Source organism: Aeromonas sp. 604443 (assembly GCF_049170315.1).
Lineage (GTDB): Bacteria > Pseudomonadota > Gammaproteobacteria > Enterobacterales > Aeromonadaceae > Aeromonas > Aeromonas veronii_A.
In genome coordinates this window covers 63,348-80,761 of the sequence record NZ_JAAKMI010000005.1, presented here as the reverse complement: position 1 = coordinate 80,761, position 17,414 = coordinate 63,348, and the positions used below count along the sequence as shown (strand labels likewise).

At 62.0% G+C, this 17,414-nt stretch carries 13 protein-coding genes; 7 read left to right on the top strand and 6 right to left on the bottom strand.

Going from position 1 to position 17,414, the window contains the following annotated elements; translation table 11 throughout:
* Positions 1-15: 15 nt before the first annotated feature.
* Positions 16-1,122, bottom strand: coding sequence for an anhydro-N-acetylmuramic acid kinase (locus tag G5380_RS09345; protein WP_421352680.1), 1,107 nt, complete (start codon positions 1,120-1,122; stop codon positions 16-18).
* A gap of 123 nt (positions 1,123-1,245) precedes the next feature.
* A complete protein-coding gene (locus tag G5380_RS09340) occupies positions 1,246-2,571 on the bottom strand; it encodes a peptidoglycan DD-metalloendopeptidase family protein (protein WP_216953070.1) in 1,326 nt (441 codons plus the stop codon).
* A gap of 109 nt (positions 2,572-2,680) precedes the next feature.
* Between G5380_RS09340 and tyrS the strand changes: the two genes are divergently transcribed.
* On the top strand, positions 2,681-3,880 hold the full coding sequence (gene tyrS / locus G5380_RS09335; RefSeq protein WP_019445249.1) for a tyrosine--tRNA ligase: 1,200 nt from the start codon (positions 2,681-2,683) through the stop codon (positions 3,878-3,880).
* A gap of 42 nt (positions 3,881-3,922) precedes the next feature.
* On the opposite strand, the gene G5380_RS09330 is transcribed toward tyrS, so the two are convergent.
* The gene (locus G5380_RS09330) at positions 3,923-4,858 is read right to left on the bottom strand and encodes a LysR family transcriptional regulator (RefSeq protein WP_421205194.1); all 936 of its coding nucleotides are present in this window, start codon (positions 4,856-4,858) and stop codon (positions 3,923-3,925) included.
* Positions 4,859-4,966: 108 nt separating this feature from the next.
* On the opposite strand from G5380_RS09330, the gene budA reads away from it, so the two are divergent.
* Both budA and alsS read left to right on the top strand, forming a co-directional pair.
* Positions 4,967-5,761: an acetolactate decarboxylase gene (gene budA, locus G5380_RS09325; RefSeq protein WP_005338506.1), complete on the top strand. Its 795-nt coding sequence runs from the start codon at positions 4,967-4,969 to the stop codon at positions 5,759-5,761.
* Between the two features lie 18 nt (positions 5,762-5,779).
* Complete coding sequence (alsS, locus tag G5380_RS09320) at positions 5,780-7,450, top strand: acetolactate synthase AlsS (RefSeq protein ID WP_421352679.1); 1,671 nt, start codon at positions 5,780-5,782, stop codon at positions 7,448-7,450.
* A gap of 114 nt (positions 7,451-7,564) precedes the next feature.
* Here the strand turns inward: alsS and G5380_RS09315 are convergent, their stop codons facing one another.
* Both G5380_RS09315 and G5380_RS09310 read right to left on the bottom strand, forming a co-directional pair.
* Positions 7,565-8,977: an MATE family efflux transporter gene (locus G5380_RS09315; protein ID WP_136501483.1), complete on the bottom strand. Its 1,413-nt coding sequence runs from the start codon at positions 8,975-8,977 to the stop codon at positions 7,565-7,567.
* 73 nt (positions 8,978-9,050) lie between these two features.
* Positions 9,051-9,989 (bottom strand): LysR family transcriptional regulator, encoded by a 939-nt coding sequence (locus tag G5380_RS09310; protein ID WP_042055187.1) that lies wholly within the window; start codon positions 9,987-9,989, stop codon positions 9,051-9,053.
* Between the two features lie 498 nt (positions 9,990-10,487).
* Between G5380_RS09310 and G5380_RS09305 the strand changes: the two genes are divergently transcribed.
* On the top strand, positions 10,488-11,780 hold the full coding sequence (locus G5380_RS09305; protein ID WP_005338498.1) for an HAAAP family serine/threonine permease: 1,293 nt from the start codon (positions 10,488-10,490) through the stop codon (positions 11,778-11,780).
* Between the two features lie 66 nt (positions 11,781-11,846).
* Here the strand turns inward: G5380_RS09305 and G5380_RS09300 are convergent, their stop codons facing one another.
* Positions 11,847-12,875 carry an MBL fold metallo-hydrolase gene (locus tag G5380_RS09300; RefSeq protein ID WP_216949498.1) on the bottom strand — a complete coding sequence of 343 codons (1,029 nt, stop codon included), beginning with the start codon at positions 12,873-12,875 and terminating at the stop codon, positions 11,847-11,849.
* Positions 12,876-13,029: 154 nt separating this feature from the next.
* Between G5380_RS09300 and G5380_RS09295 the strand changes: the two genes are divergently transcribed.
* From G5380_RS09295 to cadC, 3 genes are all read left to right on the top strand, one after another.
* Positions 13,030-13,929 (top strand): LysR family transcriptional regulator, encoded by a 900-nt coding sequence (locus G5380_RS09295; protein ID WP_216949497.1) that lies wholly within the window; start codon positions 13,030-13,032, stop codon positions 13,927-13,929.
* A gap of 101 nt (positions 13,930-14,030) precedes the next feature.
* Positions 14,031-15,311 carry an L-methionine/branched-chain amino acid transporter gene (gene yjeH, locus G5380_RS09290; protein ID WP_216949496.1) on the top strand — a complete coding sequence of 427 codons (1,281 nt, stop codon included), beginning with the start codon at positions 14,031-14,033 and terminating at the stop codon, positions 15,309-15,311.
* Positions 15,312-15,703: 392 nt separating this feature from the next.
* Complete coding sequence (gene cadC / locus G5380_RS09285) at positions 15,704-17,257, top strand: lysine decarboxylation/transport transcriptional activator CadC (RefSeq protein WP_216949495.1); 1,554 nt, start codon at positions 15,704-15,706, stop codon at positions 17,255-17,257.
* Positions 17,258-17,414 lie beyond the last annotated feature (157 nt).

Sequence of the window (17,414 nt, the reverse complement as noted above, 5' to 3'; positions counted from 1 at the left end):
ATATCTGGGGGATATCTAGGGTGCGGGGTAGAGAGCACCCAGCACAGCCGGACGGCTGGCGCCGGTGACGGCGGGCAGGTTGCCGGGTTTGTGCTTGATAAAGCGCTCCGCCAGCCAGGCAAAGGCTGCGCCTTCCATCCAGTCGGGCGCAATGCCCAGTTCGGCAGTGCTGGCGATGCGCCAGCCGGGCAGCAGGCTGGCCAATTCGCTCAGCAGCGGGGCGTTATGGGCGCCGCCGCCGCAGACAAACAGCTCGGGACGGGTTTGCGCCTCATTCGGGGCAGGCAGCTGGCGGGCGATGCTGTGGCAGGTGAGCGCCTGCAGAGTGCGCTGCACATCCGCCGCAGCATAGGGGTGGCCAGCCAGCTCGCCATCGAGCCACGCCAGGGTGAACATCTCCCGCCCGGTGCTCTTGGGGGCGGGGGCGGCGAAATAGGGGTGAGCCAGCAGCTTCTCCAGCAGGGCCGGGATTGGCTTGCCGCTGGCCGCCCACTGGCCGCCGGCATCGTAACCGGTCCCCTTGGGGTGATGGCGGCGATACCAGCCGTCGAGCAGGGTGTTGGCCGGGCCGGTATCGAAGCCATAGACCCCGTTGGCATGGCCCGGCAGCACCGAGATATTGGCGATGCCGCCGAGGTTCAGCACCACCCGCAATGCACCGGGGCGGGCAAAGAAGGCCTGATGGAAGGCGGGCACCAGCGGGGCCCCCTGACCGCCGAGGGCCATGTCCATGGTGCGAAAGTCGGCGATGACATCGATGCCGGTCAGCGCCGCCAGCAGGGCCGCGTTGCCGATCTGCAGGGTGAAGCCAAGCTGGGGGCGGTGGCGGATGGTCTGGCCGTGGCTGCCGATGGCGCGAATATCGGCGGGCGTGAGGCCCGTCTTGGCCAGCAGGGCGTGGGTGGCGGCGGCAAATTCGCGCGCCACCAGATTGTCGGCCACCCCCATGCGATCGATCTCGTTGTCGCTAGGGGTACAGAGCTCATGCAGCTCGTGGGCGGTGGGCCAGGGGTGGCTGAGGGCCGCCTCGACCCGCAGTTGATCCCCGTCGATCACCACCTGCACGGCGTCAATACCGTCCATGCTGGTGCCTGACATCAATCCGATATAGCGTTCAGCCATTGGCTCTCCTCACTCGCTGGTCGGGATAGTCCGCTTCCCGACACCGATGCAGCATGGCGCCGAGCCATGCGCAGGCAAAATAAAAAGGGCTGGCGGGGCTGCTACCCCGCCAGCCCTGATGGCTTAGTTGCCGCGGCTATCCCGCTTGTTCTGGGCCAGCTGCAGCTCGGGGCTGTCGAGCTTGGCCAGTTGCGGCATCGCCAGCTTTTTGAAGTTGGCCAGCTCGCGTCCGCTCAGGGTCTCTGCCTGCGGCAGGGTGAGGGTGCGCGGGTTCTTGTGAATGCCGCCCACCACGAACTCGTAGTGCAGGTGCGGGCCGGTGACGCGACCGGTGCCACCCAGAGTGCCGATGGTCTGCCCCTGCTTCACCCGCTGTCCCTTGTTGACGGTGCGTTTGGAGAGGTGCAGGTATTTGGTCACATAGTTGCCGGCATGCTTGATAAAGACGTAGTTGCCGTTGAACTGGTTGTAACCGGCGGCCACCACGCTGCCTGAGCCCGCCGCCATGATGGGGGTGCCCACCGGCGCCACATAGTCGATGCCGTTGTGGGGGCGGATCTTGCCGGTCACCGGATGGAGGCGGCGCGGGTTGAAGTTGGAGCTGATGTATTTGAAGTTGACCGGCGCACGCAGGAAGCTCTTGCGCATGGCTTTGCCTTCCGGGGTGTAGTAGTTGCCATCTTCATTGAGCACGGCGCGGTAGGCAGTGCCCTGGTTGACGAACTCGGCGGCCAGAATATCGCCGGAGGCGACCCGCTCGTCGTCGCGGAACTTGTCTTCATAGACCACCCGGAAGCTGTCCCCCGGCTGCAAGTCCTGGGCAAAGTCGATGTCCCAGCCGAAGATGGCGGCCAAGTCCATGATCTGATCTTCGGTCATCCCCGCATCCACCGCCGCGCCCCAGAAGCTGGAGCGGATCTCGCCCTTGCTCACCTGTTCGCGGGTGTCGAGGGCGATCTTGACGTTGCGGGCGACAAAGGTCTCCTCCTTGCGGCTCACCTTGAGCGCCTGCTCCAGACTGTGGGGGTAATAGAGGCTGTGCAGCTCGCCGTTTTCGGTGAGCTTGAAGGTGAGCTCCTGCCCCGGTTGCAGCATCCGCAGGGGATCGCTGCCCTCGAGCTGGTCGATCAGGTGCAGATCCGTGGTGCTCAGGCCAATGCGCTGGAAGATCACCCCCATGTTGTCGCCACGGCGCACCTTCACCTGCTTGGTGATATAGCGCGGCTTGGGCGGGGTAACGGGCTGGGCGGCCTCGGCTGGCAGCTCGTTGTTTAGCGCGTTGTCGTTGGCCGGTTCCCGCAGGGCAATTTCGTTGCCGTTTTCATCGACCCGTGTTGCTACTGCCTGTTCGCTGGGCCAGGCCGCCAGCATCATGATCATGATGCTCAAGATCAGCACCATCTTGCGGTGCCAGTGGGGGAGTGCGTTGAAGGCGTGCCAAATAACCATGAGAAGCAGATGAAGTCGGGCAGAATGGACGGATTTTACAGCCTTTCCAATTGGCCCGCCATTCCAGTAATATGTTTGGCCCTGTGGAATCGTGATGGAGAGTCAAAAAATGTCCCAGCTCGAGGTGGCGCTAGCCGAGATCAAGCGCGGAGCGGAAGAAATTCTGGTTGAAGAAGAACTTGTCGCCAAGTTGAAGGAAGGGCGCCCGCTGCGCATCAAGTTGGGCATGGACCCGACCGCCCCCGACATTCACCTGGGTCATACCGTGATCCTCAACAAGCTGAAGACCTTCCAGGATCTGGGCCATGAAGTGATCCTGCTGATCGGTGACTTCACTGCCATGGTGGGTGACCCCTCCGGCAAGAACGCCACCCGTCCGCCGCTCTCCGAAGAGGCCATCAAGCACAACGCCCTCACCTATGCCGAGCAGGCGTTCAAGATCCTCGACCCGGCCAAGACCCGCATCGAGTACAACTCGACCTGGCTGAGCGAGCTGGGTGCGACCGGCATGATCAAGCTGGCGGCCAAGCAGACCGTGGCCCGCATGATGGAGCGCGACGACTTCAAAAAGCGCTACACCGGCGGCCAATCCATCGCGATTCACGAATTCCTCTATCCGCTGCTGCAAGGCTATGACTCGGTCGCGCTGAAGGCGGACGTTGAGCTGGGTGGTACCGACCAGAAGTTCAACCTGCTGATGGGCCGCGAGCTGCAAAAAGATGCCGGCATGGCGACCCAGTGCGTGCTGATGATGCCGCTGCTGGTGGGTCTGGATGGCGTCAAGAAGATGTCCAAATCCGCAGGCAACTACATCGGCGTTCACGACGCTCCGGGCGAGATGTTCGGCAAGATCATGTCCATCACCGACGATCTGATGTGGAACTACTACGAGCTGCTCTCCTTCCGTCCGCTGGCCGAAATTGAAGAGTTCAAGGCAGGCATCGCTGCCGGTACTCTCAACCCGCGCGACGTGAAGATCTGGCTGGCCAAAGAGATCATCGCCCGTTATCACGACGAAGCGGCGGCCGAAGCGGCCCACGAAGATTTCACCCAGCGTTTCTCCAAGAACGCCATTCCGGACGAAATGCCGGAAGTCGAGCTGGCTCTGGAAGGCGAAGGTCTGGCCATTGCCAACCTGCTGAAAGAGGCCGATCTGGTGGCCACCACCTCCGAAGCGCTGCGGATGATCAAGCAGGGTGCGGTCAAGGTTGATGGCGAGAAGCTGGAAGATGGCAAGGCACTCATCGGTGCCGGTACCGCCGTCTATCAGGTCGGCAAGCGCAAGTTTGCCCGCGTGACTGTCAAATAAGCAGTACCGTCAAATAAGCCGTCGCATCAGGCAAGCTGGCCATCAAACCGGTTCAAGCTTGTTCAACAGGGCCTCCTTCTGGAGGCCTTGTTGTATCTGGGCGGCACGGATCTGGGCGATAAAGTGCCGCAGCACGGCACTGCTTGGGTGTGGCCGTGTTGCCAGACTGATGCTGGTCATCATGCCGTTGCCCTCAATGGGGTGATAACTGACCCCGAGCGGGCGCAGCGCCGCCACCGAGCTGGGCACCAGAGTCACGCCAAAGCCCGCCTGCACCATGCCGACGGTAGAGATCACCTGCGGGCATTCGGGCCCCAATATAGGCTCGAACCCCGCCTCCCGGCAGAGACCCACGATGCCGTCATAGAGCCCGGGCCCGATGGCGTGGGGAAACAGAATAAAACTCTCGTCCTTCAGGCTGGCCAGTGGCAAGGGGCCCGGCTTGGCCTTGGGATGGCTGGTCGGCAGGGCGATCAGCAGCGGCTCCTGCTCGATAAGGTGGTGGGCAAAGCCCTCGCTACCGCGGCAGGGGAGCCGCAAGATGGCCGCATCCAGCCGATCGTTGCGTAGCGCCTCCACCAATGCCGGCATGGTGCCCTCCTGCGGGCTGAGGGCCACCTCGGGGTAGCGCTCCCGATAGTCGTGCAGCAGGGTCAGCACCGCGGGGTGGAGCACGGTGGACCCGGCAAAGCCGATCCGCAGTGCCCCCTGCTCGCCCCGGGCAATCCGCTTTACCTTCAGTTTTGCCGCATCGGCCAGCGCCAGGATCTGCGCCGCATCCCGATAGAGGCTCTCGCCCGCCTCGGTCAGCTCGACACTGCGGGTCAAACGGCGCAGCAGCGGGGTGCCCAGGGTCTCCTCCAGCTTGCGGATCTGCTGGCTCAGCGGCGGCTGGGCCATGTTGAGTGATTCGGCTGCGCGGGTGAAATTCTGCTTTTCAACAACGGCCATGAAGTAGCGGAGCGTACGAAGTTCCATATCGATTGAGTCTCAAAGTCATGGGATCAGCGTATTGGTGTTGAAATGTGAACCAAGTCACCATTGGATCCGAACGCTAACAGGATTCACGGTGGAGGTGAAACCCGAATGGAACATATTGCAACATCTGACAGTGCCGGGTGCAGCTGTGCCCTCGAAGTGAGCCAGCAGTTTTCCCGCTGGCGCAGGCAGCATGACGGTGGCGAGATCTACCAGAGTTCCCTGATGAGCGCCCTGCTGGCGGGGGTCTACGAAGGGGAGACCACCATGAGCGAGCTGCTGCGCCACGGCGACTTTGGCCTCGGCACCTTCAATCACCTCGATGGCGAGCTGATCGCCTTCGAGCGCCAGATCCACCAGTTGCGCTCCGATGGCTCGGCCCGGCCCGCCCGCGCCGATCAGAAGACCCCCTTTGCGGTGATGACCCATTTTCGCCCCTGTCTGGAGCGTCGCTTCGATCACCCCCTCAGCCGTGACGAGATCCACCAGTGGGTGGATCGGCTGGTGGGATCCGACAACGTCTTCGTCGCCCTGCGCCTCGACGGCCAGTTTGAAACGGCCAAGGTACGAACCGTGCCGCGTCAGGAGCCCCCTTATCGTCCCATGCTGGAAGCCATCGAACAGCAGCCGCTGTTCCGCTTTGCCGCGGTGGCGGGAACCCTGGTGGGCTTTCGCTGCCCGCCGTTCGTGCAGGGAGTTAATGTAGCGGGCTTTCACGAGCACATGATCACCGCCGATCGCAAGGGGGGCGGTCATCTGCTCGACTACACCATGGCCCACGGCACCCTGCGACTTTCTGTGGTGCGTCACCTCAATCTGGCCCTGCCATCGGATCCCGCTTTCCGGCAGGCCGACCTCAACCCCGCCGATCTCGATCGCGCCATTCAGGCCGCCGAAGGCTGATAGACAAGGAGCAATATCATGGAAAACAGACAGTGGAAGTGCGGTGCCGAGCTGGTTGTTCGTCATCTGGAGGCGCAAGGGGTCAAGCAGGTGTTCGGTATTCCCGGTGCCAAGATTGACCGGGTGTTCGATGCGCTGGAGGACTCTCCCATCGAGACCATAGTGGTGCGCCACGAGGCGAACGCCGCCTTTATGGCGGCCGCCGTGGGGCGCCTCACCGGCAAGGCGGGGGTGGCGCTGGTCACCTCGGGCCCCGGCTGCTCCAACCTTATTACCGGGTTGGCGACTGCCACCTCGGAGGGGGACCCCATGGTGGCGCTGGGCGGTGCGGTGCGCCGTGCCGATGGCCTCAAGCTCACTCATCAGAGCATGGATACGGTCAACCTCTGCCGTCCGGTCACCAAGTTCAGCGCCCAGGTCAACAGCGGGGCGGCGATCTCGGAAGTGATGGCCAACGCCTTTCGCGCCGCCGAGCTGGGACGGCCGGGGGCGGCGTTTGTCAGCCTGCCGATGGACATCATCAACAAGCCGGTGCAGGGCAATGTGCTGGTGCCTCGGGAAGTGCCGGAGCCGGGCTGCGCCGATGAGCAGAATATGGAGCAGGCATTGACCCTGCTGCGCAACGCCGAGAATCCGGTGGTACTGCTCGGCCTGATGGCGAGCCGGCCGGAAAATGCCGAGGCAGTGCGTGCCTTCCTCGACAAGGCGCGGCTGCCGGTGACCGGTACCTATCAGGCCGCCGGGGTGGTGGACAGCTGCCACTTCGATGACTTTGCCGGACGGGTGGGGCTCTTTAACAACCAGCCGGGGGATCAGCTGCTGGCAGGGGCCGATCTGGTGATCTGCATCGGCTACAGCCCCATCGAGTACGACCCCGTGCTGTGGAATGGCGATCGGGAGCGGCGCATCCTCCATATCGATGTGCTGCCTGCCGATATCGACAGCAGCTACTGCCCGACCGCCGAGCTGGTGGGGTCGATCCGCGCCAACCTGTTGCAGCTGACCCGCATCATGGGCAATCCGAAAATCCGTCCCCCCGAGGTGGCTCGGCTGCTGCAAGGGGTTCGCCAGCAGCGGTTGCGACTGGCGATGCGGGCCGACGATCTGCACGGCAATCCGGTTCACCCCTTGCGTATCGTGCGCGAGCTGCAGGATCTGGTGCGCGACGACATGACCCTCTGCGTCGACATGGGCAGCTTCCATATCTGGATTGCCCGCTACCTCTACAGCTTCCGCGCTCGTCAGTTGTTGATCTCCAATGGTCAGCAGACCATGGGGGTGGCACTGCCGTGGGCTATCGGTGCGGCGCTGGTGCGGCCGGGGGAGAAGGTGATCTCGGTATCGGGGGATGGCAGCTTTATGCAGTCGAGCATGGAGCTGGAGACGGCGGTGAGGCTCAAGAGCAATATCGTTCACATCATCTGGGTCGATAACGGTTACAACATGGTCGCGATGCAGGAGCAGCAGAAGTATTGCCGCACCTCAGGCGTCTCTTTTGGCCCCATCGACTTCAAACGCTATGCCGAATCGTTCGGGGCGGCCGGGTTTGCGGTGCGCTCGGCCGACGAGCTGCGCGCCACCCTGCGGGCCGCGCTGGCGGTGGAGGGGCCTGCTGTGGTGGCCATTCCGGTGGATTACTCCGACAACCCGGGGCTGATGGCCCAGCTCAGGCCAGAAGTATTGGCATAGTGTGGGCAGCAGTGCTGGCCTGAATCCTCGAGTAAGGGCAGGCAGACCCGCCCATATAGCAGAAACCGGCATCAGGGGATGCCGGTTTTTTATTGTTTTGCGGGATGGGTGGTCTTAACGGGCCAGCTGGACGGCGGCGCGTGCGCGGGCCGGTTGCGGGCGACGCTTGTTTTTTGGCGCGCAGGCCATCTTCAGGCGCAGCCACTCGCGCCACAGCAGCCAGCAGAGCGGCAGGGTGAGCAGCAGCACGGTCGCGGGCTGGGCCATCAGCACCCCATCACGACCCCACAGTTGTGGCAGCAGGAAGATGAGCGGCAGCAGCAACACGGTTTTGGCGATGGAGATGACCAGCGCCTGACGGGTACGCGCCATGGATTGCAGCAGCACTATGCCGAACATGATGATCCCCTCCAGCGGAATGGCGCCGAGGTTGAGGGTCAGGCTGCTGATGGCAGCGGCCAGCAGTTCGGGATCCTTGTCGCCGGTATAGAGCATGGCGACCTGTCCCGGCAGCAGCTGGATGGTGAGCCACACCAGCATGCCGTAGATAAAGGTGAACTTGAGCCCCATCTCCATCAGGTACTTGAGGTTGCGGTGGCGCTTGGCCCCTGCCGCCTTGCTGATGAGCGGCTGAATGCCGAAGGCGAGCCCCTGCAGGATGACGATAAAGACAGCTTCGGTGTAACCGGCCACGGTAAAGCCCGCCAGATCCTTCACATTGCCGTACACCATCAGCTGGCTGTTGTGCAGCATCAGCAGCAGGCCGAGGTTGAACTGGGCAATCAGGCTCGGCAGACCGGTAAAGAGCAGGTGCGGCATGGCGGGGAGGTTGGGCACCAGATCCCGCCAGCTGAGGCGAAGCCGCGCCCAGGGGGTAAAGAAGTAGCCTAGGCCGATCAGGCTCACCGCACCCTCTGCCATCAGGGTGGCTTGCGCGGTCCCGATCAGTCCCAGCCCCAGCCGACCCACCATGATGTAGTTGAGGATGATATTGAGCACGGCGCCGCTGCTCACCAGCACCATGGCCAGTTTCGGGCGACCATCGTTGCGCAGCAGATAGGGGACCGCCAGATTGCTGGCCAGCAGCAGGGTACCGCCGCCAATCCAGGTGAGGTAGTCACTCGCCTGTTTCCAGGTCTCGGTGCCCTGTTCAATCCCCAGTCCCAGCAGGATATCGGTGTGGGTGTAATAGAGCAGCACCGGCGCAACTACCCCGAGACCGGCCAGCAGCCAGAGGGCGTTGACCAGCGCCTGACGGGCCAGCGTGTCGTTTTTCGCACCTTGCTGGAAGGAGATGGCGGTGGCGGCCCCCATGCTGATCATGGCGGCCAGACCGATCAGCACCATGATGACCGGATAGACCAGGTTGATTCCGGCGAGGCCAGCGGCACCGACATAGTGGCCGACGAAGATGCCGTCGATGAGGTAGTAGGCCCCCGAGACCAGCATGGCAAGAATGGAGGGGAGGGCGTAAGCCCAGAAGCGACGGGTCATGGCCCGTTGCCGCAGTGTTAAATAGGCAGACATATCTGTTCTCTCGGGGAGTTCGATTATCGAACAGCTAGTCTAGATTAATACTTATTTGGTGATAATCAGGGTTTCACTTGATGAATTGCTGAGTATTACTCACTAATCCGGGGTTTTGGTAGTGAGCCTTGAGCATGTCGATCAGGATGCGCAGCCCGCTGCCCAGCTGATGCCGACTGGGATAGAAGAGGTAGAAGCCGGCAAAGGTGGGGCACCAGGGCTCCAGCACGGTGAGCAGTTTCCCCTCCGCGACCTTCTGGCTCACCTCCTCTTCCAGACAGTAGGCGAGCCCCAGCCCCGCCTCGGCGGCGCCCAGATAGAGGGCTGGGGTGCTGGTAGTGAGCGGCCCGGTCACTTCGATCTCCAGCATGGTGCCATCGGCGGCAAAGGCCCAGCGATAGTGATGGTGCGGGGTGAGGCGATAGCCGATGCAGGCGTGGCGGCTCAGCTCGCTCGGGTGCTCCGGCGTACCGTGCTCCGCCAGATAGGCCGGGGAGCCCACCACCAGATAGCGCTGGGGCGGGCCGAGGGGGATGCCGATCATCTCCTTGGGCAGCAGATCGCCATAAAAGAGTGCGGCATCGTAACCATCTTCAATCAGCCGGGGCATCAGCTCCTGCTCCACCACCTCCACCTGCATCCGCGGATAACGGGCCAGATAGTCGATCAGCACAGGTGCCAGCAGGCTGTCGATGGCGCCGCGGGGGGCACAGAGCTTGAGCCTTCCCACCGGCTCATCGCTGTTGCGGGCCAGCTCGCAAAGCGCCTCTTCCAAGGTATTGAGGGTGGGGAGCAGCTGCTTGAGCAGCCGCTGGCCCGCTTCGGTCGGTACCACGGCGCGGGTGCTGCGGTTGAGCAGCCGTACTCCCAGACGGGCTTCCAGCCCCTTCAGGCTATGACTGAGGGCGGAGGCGGAGACCCCGAGTTCGAGGGCGGCCTTGCTGAAACTGCGGTGACGGGCGACGGCGGCAAACACCGCCAGTTCGGCGAGATCGGTACGGGTAATGGTCATCATCAATCAACAAAAAGGCGTGAGTCACAAGGGTACGCCAAGGCCGTGCTGCACACAATCCGCGCTAAACGGGTGGCTTGTTGCAAATATGTAGCTGCTCGCAGGCCATTGATTCCAGTGAAACTAAGTTGAATTGTTAAAAAAAACTCACAATAAGGCGCTTTGAGTGTGATCTTGGTCGTCCGAAAGGCGACCAAAATCAAACTTTGGTTGATTAATTCAAAAAAACGCTGTGATTAATAAGGGCATTTAATTAAAGTCAGCCCATCAAGAGTGGCGCACGTTAATCGGTTGTTAAGTGAGACGGGCGCCGACCCTCAGGGTCAAAATCTCGCACTGTTGTTTGTTGCAATCCTGTTGTCACAAGGAGTGATGGCCAGGTTGCCGGGGGGCGAGAGGTTAATATCAAGGACGGACAGCAGGCGTTCCAGGGAGATGGAACCGGGCCAAGGCCCGACCAAACAAGAATCCCATTTTCCTAGATGACAGGAACAACGTATGTCTGACATGAATATTGCAGCTGATGGTCGTTTAGCCAGCAACACCTCCCGCGGCGTCAACAAGGCCGATGTGGTCTGGATGCTGGGTCTGTACGGTACCGCGATCGGTGCCGGTGTGCTCTTCCTGCCAATCAACGCCGGTGTAGGTGGCCTGTGGCCGCTGGTTGCCATGTTGATTCTGGCGCTGCCGCTGACTTTCTTTGCTCACCGTGGTCTGACCCGCTTCGTGCTGTCCGGCTCTACCCGTGATGGCGACATCACTGAAGTAGTAGAAGAGCACTTCGGCAAGACCGCAGGCAAATTCATCACCCTGCTCTACTTCTTTGCCATCTACCCGATCGTGCTGATGTATTCAGTCGCCATCACCAACACCGTCGAGAGCGTGATTGTTCACCAGCTGGGCATGTCTGCACCTCCCCGTGCCGTTCTGTCACTGGCCCTGATCCTCGGTCTGATGGCGGTTGTTCGTCTGGGCGGCCAGGTTATCGTCAAAGCGATGAGCGTGCTGGTATTCCCGTTCGTGCTCACCCTGATGGGTCTGGCGTTCTACCTGATCCCGCACTGGAACGGTGCCATCATCACTGAAGCTCCGGCCCTGTCCGACGCCTTCAACGGTGACTTCATCAAGACCCTGTGGCTGGCTATCCCGGTAATGGTGTTCTCCTTCAACCACTCCCCGATCATCTCCTCCTTCGCGGTGGACAACAAAGGTCGTTACGGTGAAGGTGCCGAGAAGAAGTGCAGCAACATCCTGCTGGGCGCCCACGTCATGATGGTGATGACCGTTATGTTCTTCGTATTCAGCTGCGTACTGAGCCTCTCTCCGGCTGACCTGGCTGCTGCCAAAGAACAGAACATCTCCATCCTGTCCTACCTGGCCAACCACTTCGATAACCCGGTTATCGGTACTGTGGCTCCGCTGATCGCCATGGTTGCCATCAGCAAATCCTTCCTGGGTCACTACCTGGGGGCGCAAGAGGGCATGAACGGCCTGATGGCCAAGGCGCTGCGCGAGAAGGGCAAGAACGTTGACACCAAGCAACTGAACAAAGTCACTGCCGTGTTCATGATCCTGACCACCTGGGCCATCGCTACCATCAACCCGAGCATCCTCGGCATGATTGAAGACCTGGGTGGCCCGATCATCGCAATGCTGCTGTTCCTGATGCCGATGTACGCCATCACCAAGGTTCCGGCCATGCGCAAATACGCTGGCAACATCAGCAACGGCTTCGTGACCATCATCGGCCTGATCGCCATGTCCGGTATCATCTACAAGCTGATTGCCTGATAACTCCGGTTACCAAGTTGAATGAAGAAGCCGCCTCGCAAGAGGCGGCTTTTTTATGGCCGGGATTCAGGATTGGGCATTGTCGATATTTTCCGACTGCCAGAGGGCATAGCCCTTGCCGGAGGCCGTGGTAGGCAGATCAATCTGCATCAGGTCGTTGCCGATGACAAAGGGGCCCGAGTAGCGGGCGCGCAGATCCTGCGCCAGATCTTTGACCCTGATCTTGCCGTTGAGGCCGATATGGCTGAACACGGTCAGCGCCGGTTTGGCTTCGTTCATTACCCGGGCCGCCTGCTCAGGGGAGGCGAGGTGACCGGCGATCGCCTTGTAGCCGGGGTTGGCCTTCATCTGCTCGGCAGAGGTCATGGAGACGCAGTGCACCAGCAGATCGGCCCCTTTGGCCTGCTTCACCACTTCGGGGCTGTAGCGGGTATCGCCGGAGAGCACCACGCTATGGCCGTGATAGTCGATGCGATAGCCGAATGACGGCTTGATGTTGACCCCGTGGTCGTTGTCAAAGGCGGTTACCTTGACCCCGTCATGGTTGTAGACCACCCCGGCGGTAACCTCGTGGCTGTTGATCTCCACCCCATCCAGCGGCGTACCCTCATCCTTGACCCGGGTGGCGATGTCGGTGGCGTAGGCCTGCTGCAAGCCACGGGCGAGAGCTGTGGTGCCTTTGGGGCCGTAGAGTTCCATCGGCGCGTGGCGCTGGCCATAGGCCGGTTGCAGCCAGCCGGTCAGCCAGAGATCCGCCAGCCCGTTGGTGTGGTCGGAGTGAAAGTGGGTGAGGAAGAAGGCGTTGACCCGGCCGATGGGGATATGCAGCTGCCACAGGCGAGTGGCGGAGTTGCGGCCAAAATCGAACACCAGCTTCTGGTTGCCCGCCTCGACCAGAGTGCTGTAACCGCCACGACTGATCTGGGGTACCGGAGTGCCGGTGCCGAGCAGGCTGACCCGAAAGATATCGGGCCGGGCTTGAGTTGCTGAGGCAGGGGCATGATCGTGGTTGCTGATAAAGCTGCTCTCGGCAGCCTGACTGGCGCCGCTGGCCAGCAGACCGACCAGTAATGCGGCCAGATAGGTGCTTTTCATGGGAATTTATCCTGTGGGGGAGGGACGGCATCACTGTATTGGTAACTAAAAGTTGAATAAATTGGCTAAAATCCATTTCTTACTAAACTTTTGGTTGTGAATAGGGGCCCTGTCGCGGGACAAACGGCCTTGAAACGGGCAAAAAGGAGGGGTTGTGGACCGATTGACCAGCATGCGAATCTTCACCCGGGTAGTGGATCTCGGCTCCTACAGCGCGGTGGCGAGCGAAGAGGGGATCAGCGCCCAGATGGTGGGCAAGCATGTGCTGGGGCTGGAGCAGTGGCTGGGGGGCAAGCTGTTTCACAAGACCACCCGCCAGCAGACTCTCACCGAGCTGGGCCAGCTGTTTTTGGCTCGCTGCCAGCGGGTGCTGGAGGAGCTGGCACTGACCGAGTCGCTCACCCAGAACCTGCTGGCCGAGCCGGCCGGACGGCTGCGCATCGCCGCTCCCCTCAGCTTTGGCCACCACCGGCTGGTGCCGCTGCTGCCCGCTTTTCTCGACCGCTACCCCAAGCTGGATCTGGATCTGCAGCTCACCCCGCGCTGGGTCGATCTGGTGGAGGAGGGGTTCGACGCCGCCATCCGCACCCTGCGCCCGCAGGATGAGGCGCTGATCGCCCGTCCGCTGCTGACCCAGCACTACCGCCTCTGCGCGGCCCCCGACTACCTCAATCGCCACGGCGTGCCCCGTCATCCGGCCGATCTCGCTCGCCACCAGTGTCTGCACGGCAACTGGGGCGAGCACGAGCGCTGGCAGTTTGTCGGTGAGGATGGCCAGAGCGAGGAGGTGCGGGTCGCCTCGCGCCTGCGCATCAATCACTGGCCAGCCTTGTTGACGGCGGCGCTCTCGGGGGCTGGCATCACCTTGCAGCCGGCCGAACAGGTGCGTGACCATATCGCTGCGGGGCGTCTGCTGCCGCTGCTTGGCCACTATCAGAGCCCGGCCAAGACCCTCTACTTCATCTATCCGGCGGCGCGGCGGCAGGTACTCAAGATCACCCTGTTGGGGGATTTTCTGGCCGAATCCCTGCAAGCTGGGCCCGAGCCCGAATAAAAGGCTGCATATTCTCGCAGCCGCGATTAACCATCGTGCTTAACAAAGGGGCGGAGCAGGCCTAACATGGCGGGATGTTTTTCTAGTCGGGACAAAAGGATATGTCTGGGTTGAAAAAGGATCTCGGGCTCTGGCAGGGGATGGGGCTGCTCGCCACCTCGCTGCTTGGCACCGGGATCTTCGTGGTACCGGCGACTGCCGCCTCGCTGGCGGGGGGGGCCTCGCTCTGGGCCTGGTTGCTGCTGATTGCGCTGGTGCTGCCCATCGCCTTTACCTTCGCTCGCCTCGGTCGTCGCTATCCCCATGCGGGCGGCGCGCCGCACCTGATTGGCCTCGCCTTTGGCAACGGCGCCGAGCGTTTCTCCGCCTTCCTCTTCCTGGCTGTGCTGCCGGTGGGGCTGCCCGCAGCCCTGATGATTGCCGCCGGTTTCTGGCACGCCCTGTTCGAGATGGGGGAGTGGACCCTCTGGGCCATCCAGCTGCTGACCCTGCTCGGGGTATTCCTGCTGGGGCTGCGCGGGGCGCGCTCCTCCGGCAACCTGCAACTGTTGATAGCTCTGGCTATTCTGGGGCTCACCCTGCTGATCTGGTTCAAGGGAGAGGTGAGCTGGCGCGATGCGGCCCGGCCGCTGCCGAGCGCGGATGAGTGGCCCCCTATGGCCACCGCGCTGGCGGTGATGTTCTGGTGTTTCGTCGGGCTGGAAGCCTTCGCCCACATGGGGGAGGAGTTCAAGCGGCCGGAGCGGGACTACCCCATCGCCCTGCTCGGCGGGGTGCTGCTGGCGGGGCTTATCTACTGGATCCACTCGCTGGTGGTGCTCAAATACGGCCTCTACGGCGATGAGGCGACCAACGCCACCGCCATTCCGGCCCTGCTCTCCCTGCTGTTAGGCCCCACCGCCAAGTGGCTGGTGGCGGTGCTTGGCTACCTCTCCTGCTTTGCCAGCATCAACATCTACATTCAGGGCTTTGCGAGGCTTATCTGGAGCATGGCGCGTGAAGGCAAGCTGCCCCCCTCGCTGGCGGTGCTTACCGCTCGGGGTGCGCCGCTGCGGGCGCTCGGTCTGGTACTGCTTATCTGCCTGCTCTGCATCACCCTTATCATCTGGTTGCGACTGCCCCTCGATGAGCTGATCCGCTACGCCAACGGTAACTTCGTGCTGGTCTACCTGCTCTGCATGGCGGCGGGCTGGCGCCTGCTCGGCGGGGTGGGCAAGGGGCTGGCAGGGATAAGCGTGCTGCTCTGCGCCCTGGTGCTGGTGGCGCTCGCCACTCAGGTCCTCTATGCGGTGGTGCTCAGTCTTGGCTACGGCAGCTTCTCGTTGTGGCGGCGTCATCTGCGCCGCAGTCGTCAGCAGGATGCGCTCCCGCTGGCGAAGTAACGTCTCCCCGATAGTCGAAGAAATGAGAAAGCCCTGATGTTCAGGGCTTTTTGATTCCGGTATATGTGATGTTCATATGAATACTAGTTGGCACGCTATTTGCCGAAAAGTGCGGTGTCGGATCAACTCAACGGCGATTTATAGCCAAAAAAAGTGGGATCCAGCTCCCGTTTTGCTTAAAGTGATCCCTTCCGATCCCGGTGGTCGGAATGCCCGCAAGGATGCCCTTCAGACGTAAACAGGATGGCCTGGCCAGACTGACTCTCAGAGATGTGATTGCTTCGGTTCTCTTTTTATCTGTCACCTGTGGTGATAGCGCCTTGTTCCGTTCAGTCAGCCCGGGTTTTGCGTCTCTCTCATCGTGCATTGTCACCATCTGCAGCGAGTGAATCATGAGCGAATCGGTTTTTGAGATCCACGACTGGACCCTGAGCGTTGACGACAACATGCTGTGTCGCCCCGACCGCGAGGTCTACCTCGAACCCAGACTGGTCAACCTGTTGCGGTTTCTGGCCCATAATGCCGGCACCGTGTTTGGCCGCGATGCCCTGATCAACGAGGTGTGGGATGGCGCCGAGGTGACCGATCAGGTTGTGACCCAGTCCATCTTCGAACTGCGCAAGATCCTCAAAGATGGTCGCACCGATGCGACCGACTATATCGTCACCGTACCCAAGCGCGGCTACAAGCTGGTGGCACCGGTGCGGCCGCTGCAGGTGGTTTCCGTGGTGATGGCGGACGAGCAACCCGTGCCCGCGGTCAATACCGCTCTCTCCGACAACCCGACGCTCTCCGATCTGAGCCCGCCCGCGGCTGAGCAGGATGATGATGCACAGCCCAATGTCGCCCCTTTTCCCGCCGGGCCCCTGACCCGCGCCATCTCCACCCATGCCAAGGATGCTCGCAGCCGCTGGAAGATGGTGAGTTTCGATATCTTCGTTGCCATCGTGCTGATCGCCATTGTCAGCATGCTCAGCTACCAGCACACCAGCCCCCAGGTGCATGCCATGCTGGATCCCAATCTGCTGGTGTTCCGCTTTCACTCCGGCATGGATGACAACAACGAGAACGTGCGCCTCGCCGATGGCATTACCCGCGCCCTGATGGGGGAGGTGGCCGTGGCTACGCCGCTGCGGGTGCAGTACGGCGCCACCACTCTGATGGGGGGCATCATGCCCGGCAAGGAGCTGAGTGTGCGGGTCACCCGCCAGCCCCGTGGCACCTATCTCGATCTGGAGTATCGCAATATCAATACCAACCGGGTGCTGTTCAGCCATCAGTACCAGCTCAGTCGCCACAGTGTGCACGGTGTGTTGCAGGCCAGCAGCCAGGATCTGCTGCGCGCCCTCGACCAACCCGATGCCGAGCCGGGGATGGGCTGGCCGACCGATGATGCCTCCCTGATGGCGATGATGGAGGCGCAGTACTACATCAACAGCCGGGATCCGGTCGCCCTCAAGCGTGGGATTGATCTGCTGGAGCAGGCGCTGATTGTCCATCCGGATCAGCCGCTGCTGCTGGCGGAGCGCTATCTGGCAGGCGAGGCGCTGGCCACCCTTGCGGGCAAATCCGAGAGCGAGCGGCTGCAGGAGATTGGCACCCATCTCGCCCGCGTGGTGCAAAACAGCGGCGCTCTCCCTGCTCGGGTGTGGGAGGCGTTGACCCTGCAGGCGATCCTCAACGGCCAGCAACAGCAGGCCAACTATCTGCTGGAGAAGGCGGCGAGTCGCGGCCGCTCTGTGCTCTATTACATACTGCAGGGCAAGCTGGCGGAGCTGGACGGTCGCCCCGAGGCGGCGGGTGATGCCTACAGTCAGGCCTTCCTGATGGAGGCGACCGAGCAGACCTATCTGCTCTGCCAGCAGCTCGGTTTCTACAGCAATATGGAGAGCCTCACCCCGGCCCTGTTCAATGCGCTGGGCCAGAGCAAGGTGAAGCTCTTCTAACTCCGTAGTGTTGGTTTTCCCCCGGTCGGTGCGGTTGCCGACCCCATCCACAGGCTGCCTTCGGGCGGCCTGTGCTGTTTCTGCTTGTTTCAATCCTGCTTGTTTGTCACCGGGGATAGTTGCTCTGGTGTGGCCCGATTTATCCCCCGCCGCTCCC

What these genes read in the sequence shown, in the direction of transcription:
- G5380_RS09345 (WP_421352680.1), bottom strand. Translation starts at nt 1,122, where the DNA reads ATGGCTGAACGCTATATCGGATTGATGTCAGGCACCAGCATGGACGGT.
- G5380_RS09340 (WP_216953070.1), bottom strand. Translation starts at nt 2,571, where the DNA reads ATGGTTATTTGGCACGCCTTCAACGCACTCCCCCACTGGCACCGCAAG.
- tyrS (WP_019445249.1), top strand. Translation starts at nt 2,681, where the DNA reads ATGTCCCAGCTCGAGGTGGCGCTAGCCGAGATCAAGCGCGGAGCGGAA.
- G5380_RS09330 (WP_421205194.1), bottom strand. Translation starts at nt 4,858, where the DNA reads ATGGAACTTCGTACGCTCCGCTACTTCATGGCCGTTGTTGAAAAGCAG.
- budA (WP_005338506.1), top strand. Translation starts at nt 4,967, where the DNA reads ATGGAACATATTGCAACATCTGACAGTGCCGGGTGCAGCTGTGCCCTC.
- alsS (WP_421352679.1), top strand. Translation starts at nt 5,780, where the DNA reads ATGGAAAACAGACAGTGGAAGTGCGGTGCCGAGCTGGTTGTTCGTCAT.
- G5380_RS09315 (WP_136501483.1), bottom strand. Translation starts at nt 8,977, where the DNA reads ATGTCTGCCTATTTAACACTGCGGCAACGGGCCATGACCCGTCGCTTC.
- G5380_RS09310 (WP_042055187.1), bottom strand. Translation starts at nt 9,989, where the DNA reads ATGACCATTACCCGTACCGATCTCGCCGAACTGGCGGTGTTTGCCGCC.
- G5380_RS09305 (WP_005338498.1), top strand. Translation starts at nt 10,488, where the DNA reads ATGTCTGACATGAATATTGCAGCTGATGGTCGTTTAGCCAGCAACACC.
- G5380_RS09300 (WP_216949498.1), bottom strand. Translation starts at nt 12,875, where the DNA reads ATGAAAAGCACCTATCTGGCCGCATTACTGGTCGGTCTGCTGGCCAGC.
- yjeH (WP_216949496.1), top strand. Translation starts at nt 14,031, where the DNA reads ATGTCTGGGTTGAAAAAGGATCTCGGGCTCTGGCAGGGGATGGGGCTG.
- cadC (WP_216949495.1), top strand. Translation starts at nt 15,704, where the DNA reads ATGAGCGAATCGGTTTTTGAGATCCACGACTGGACCCTGAGCGTTGAC.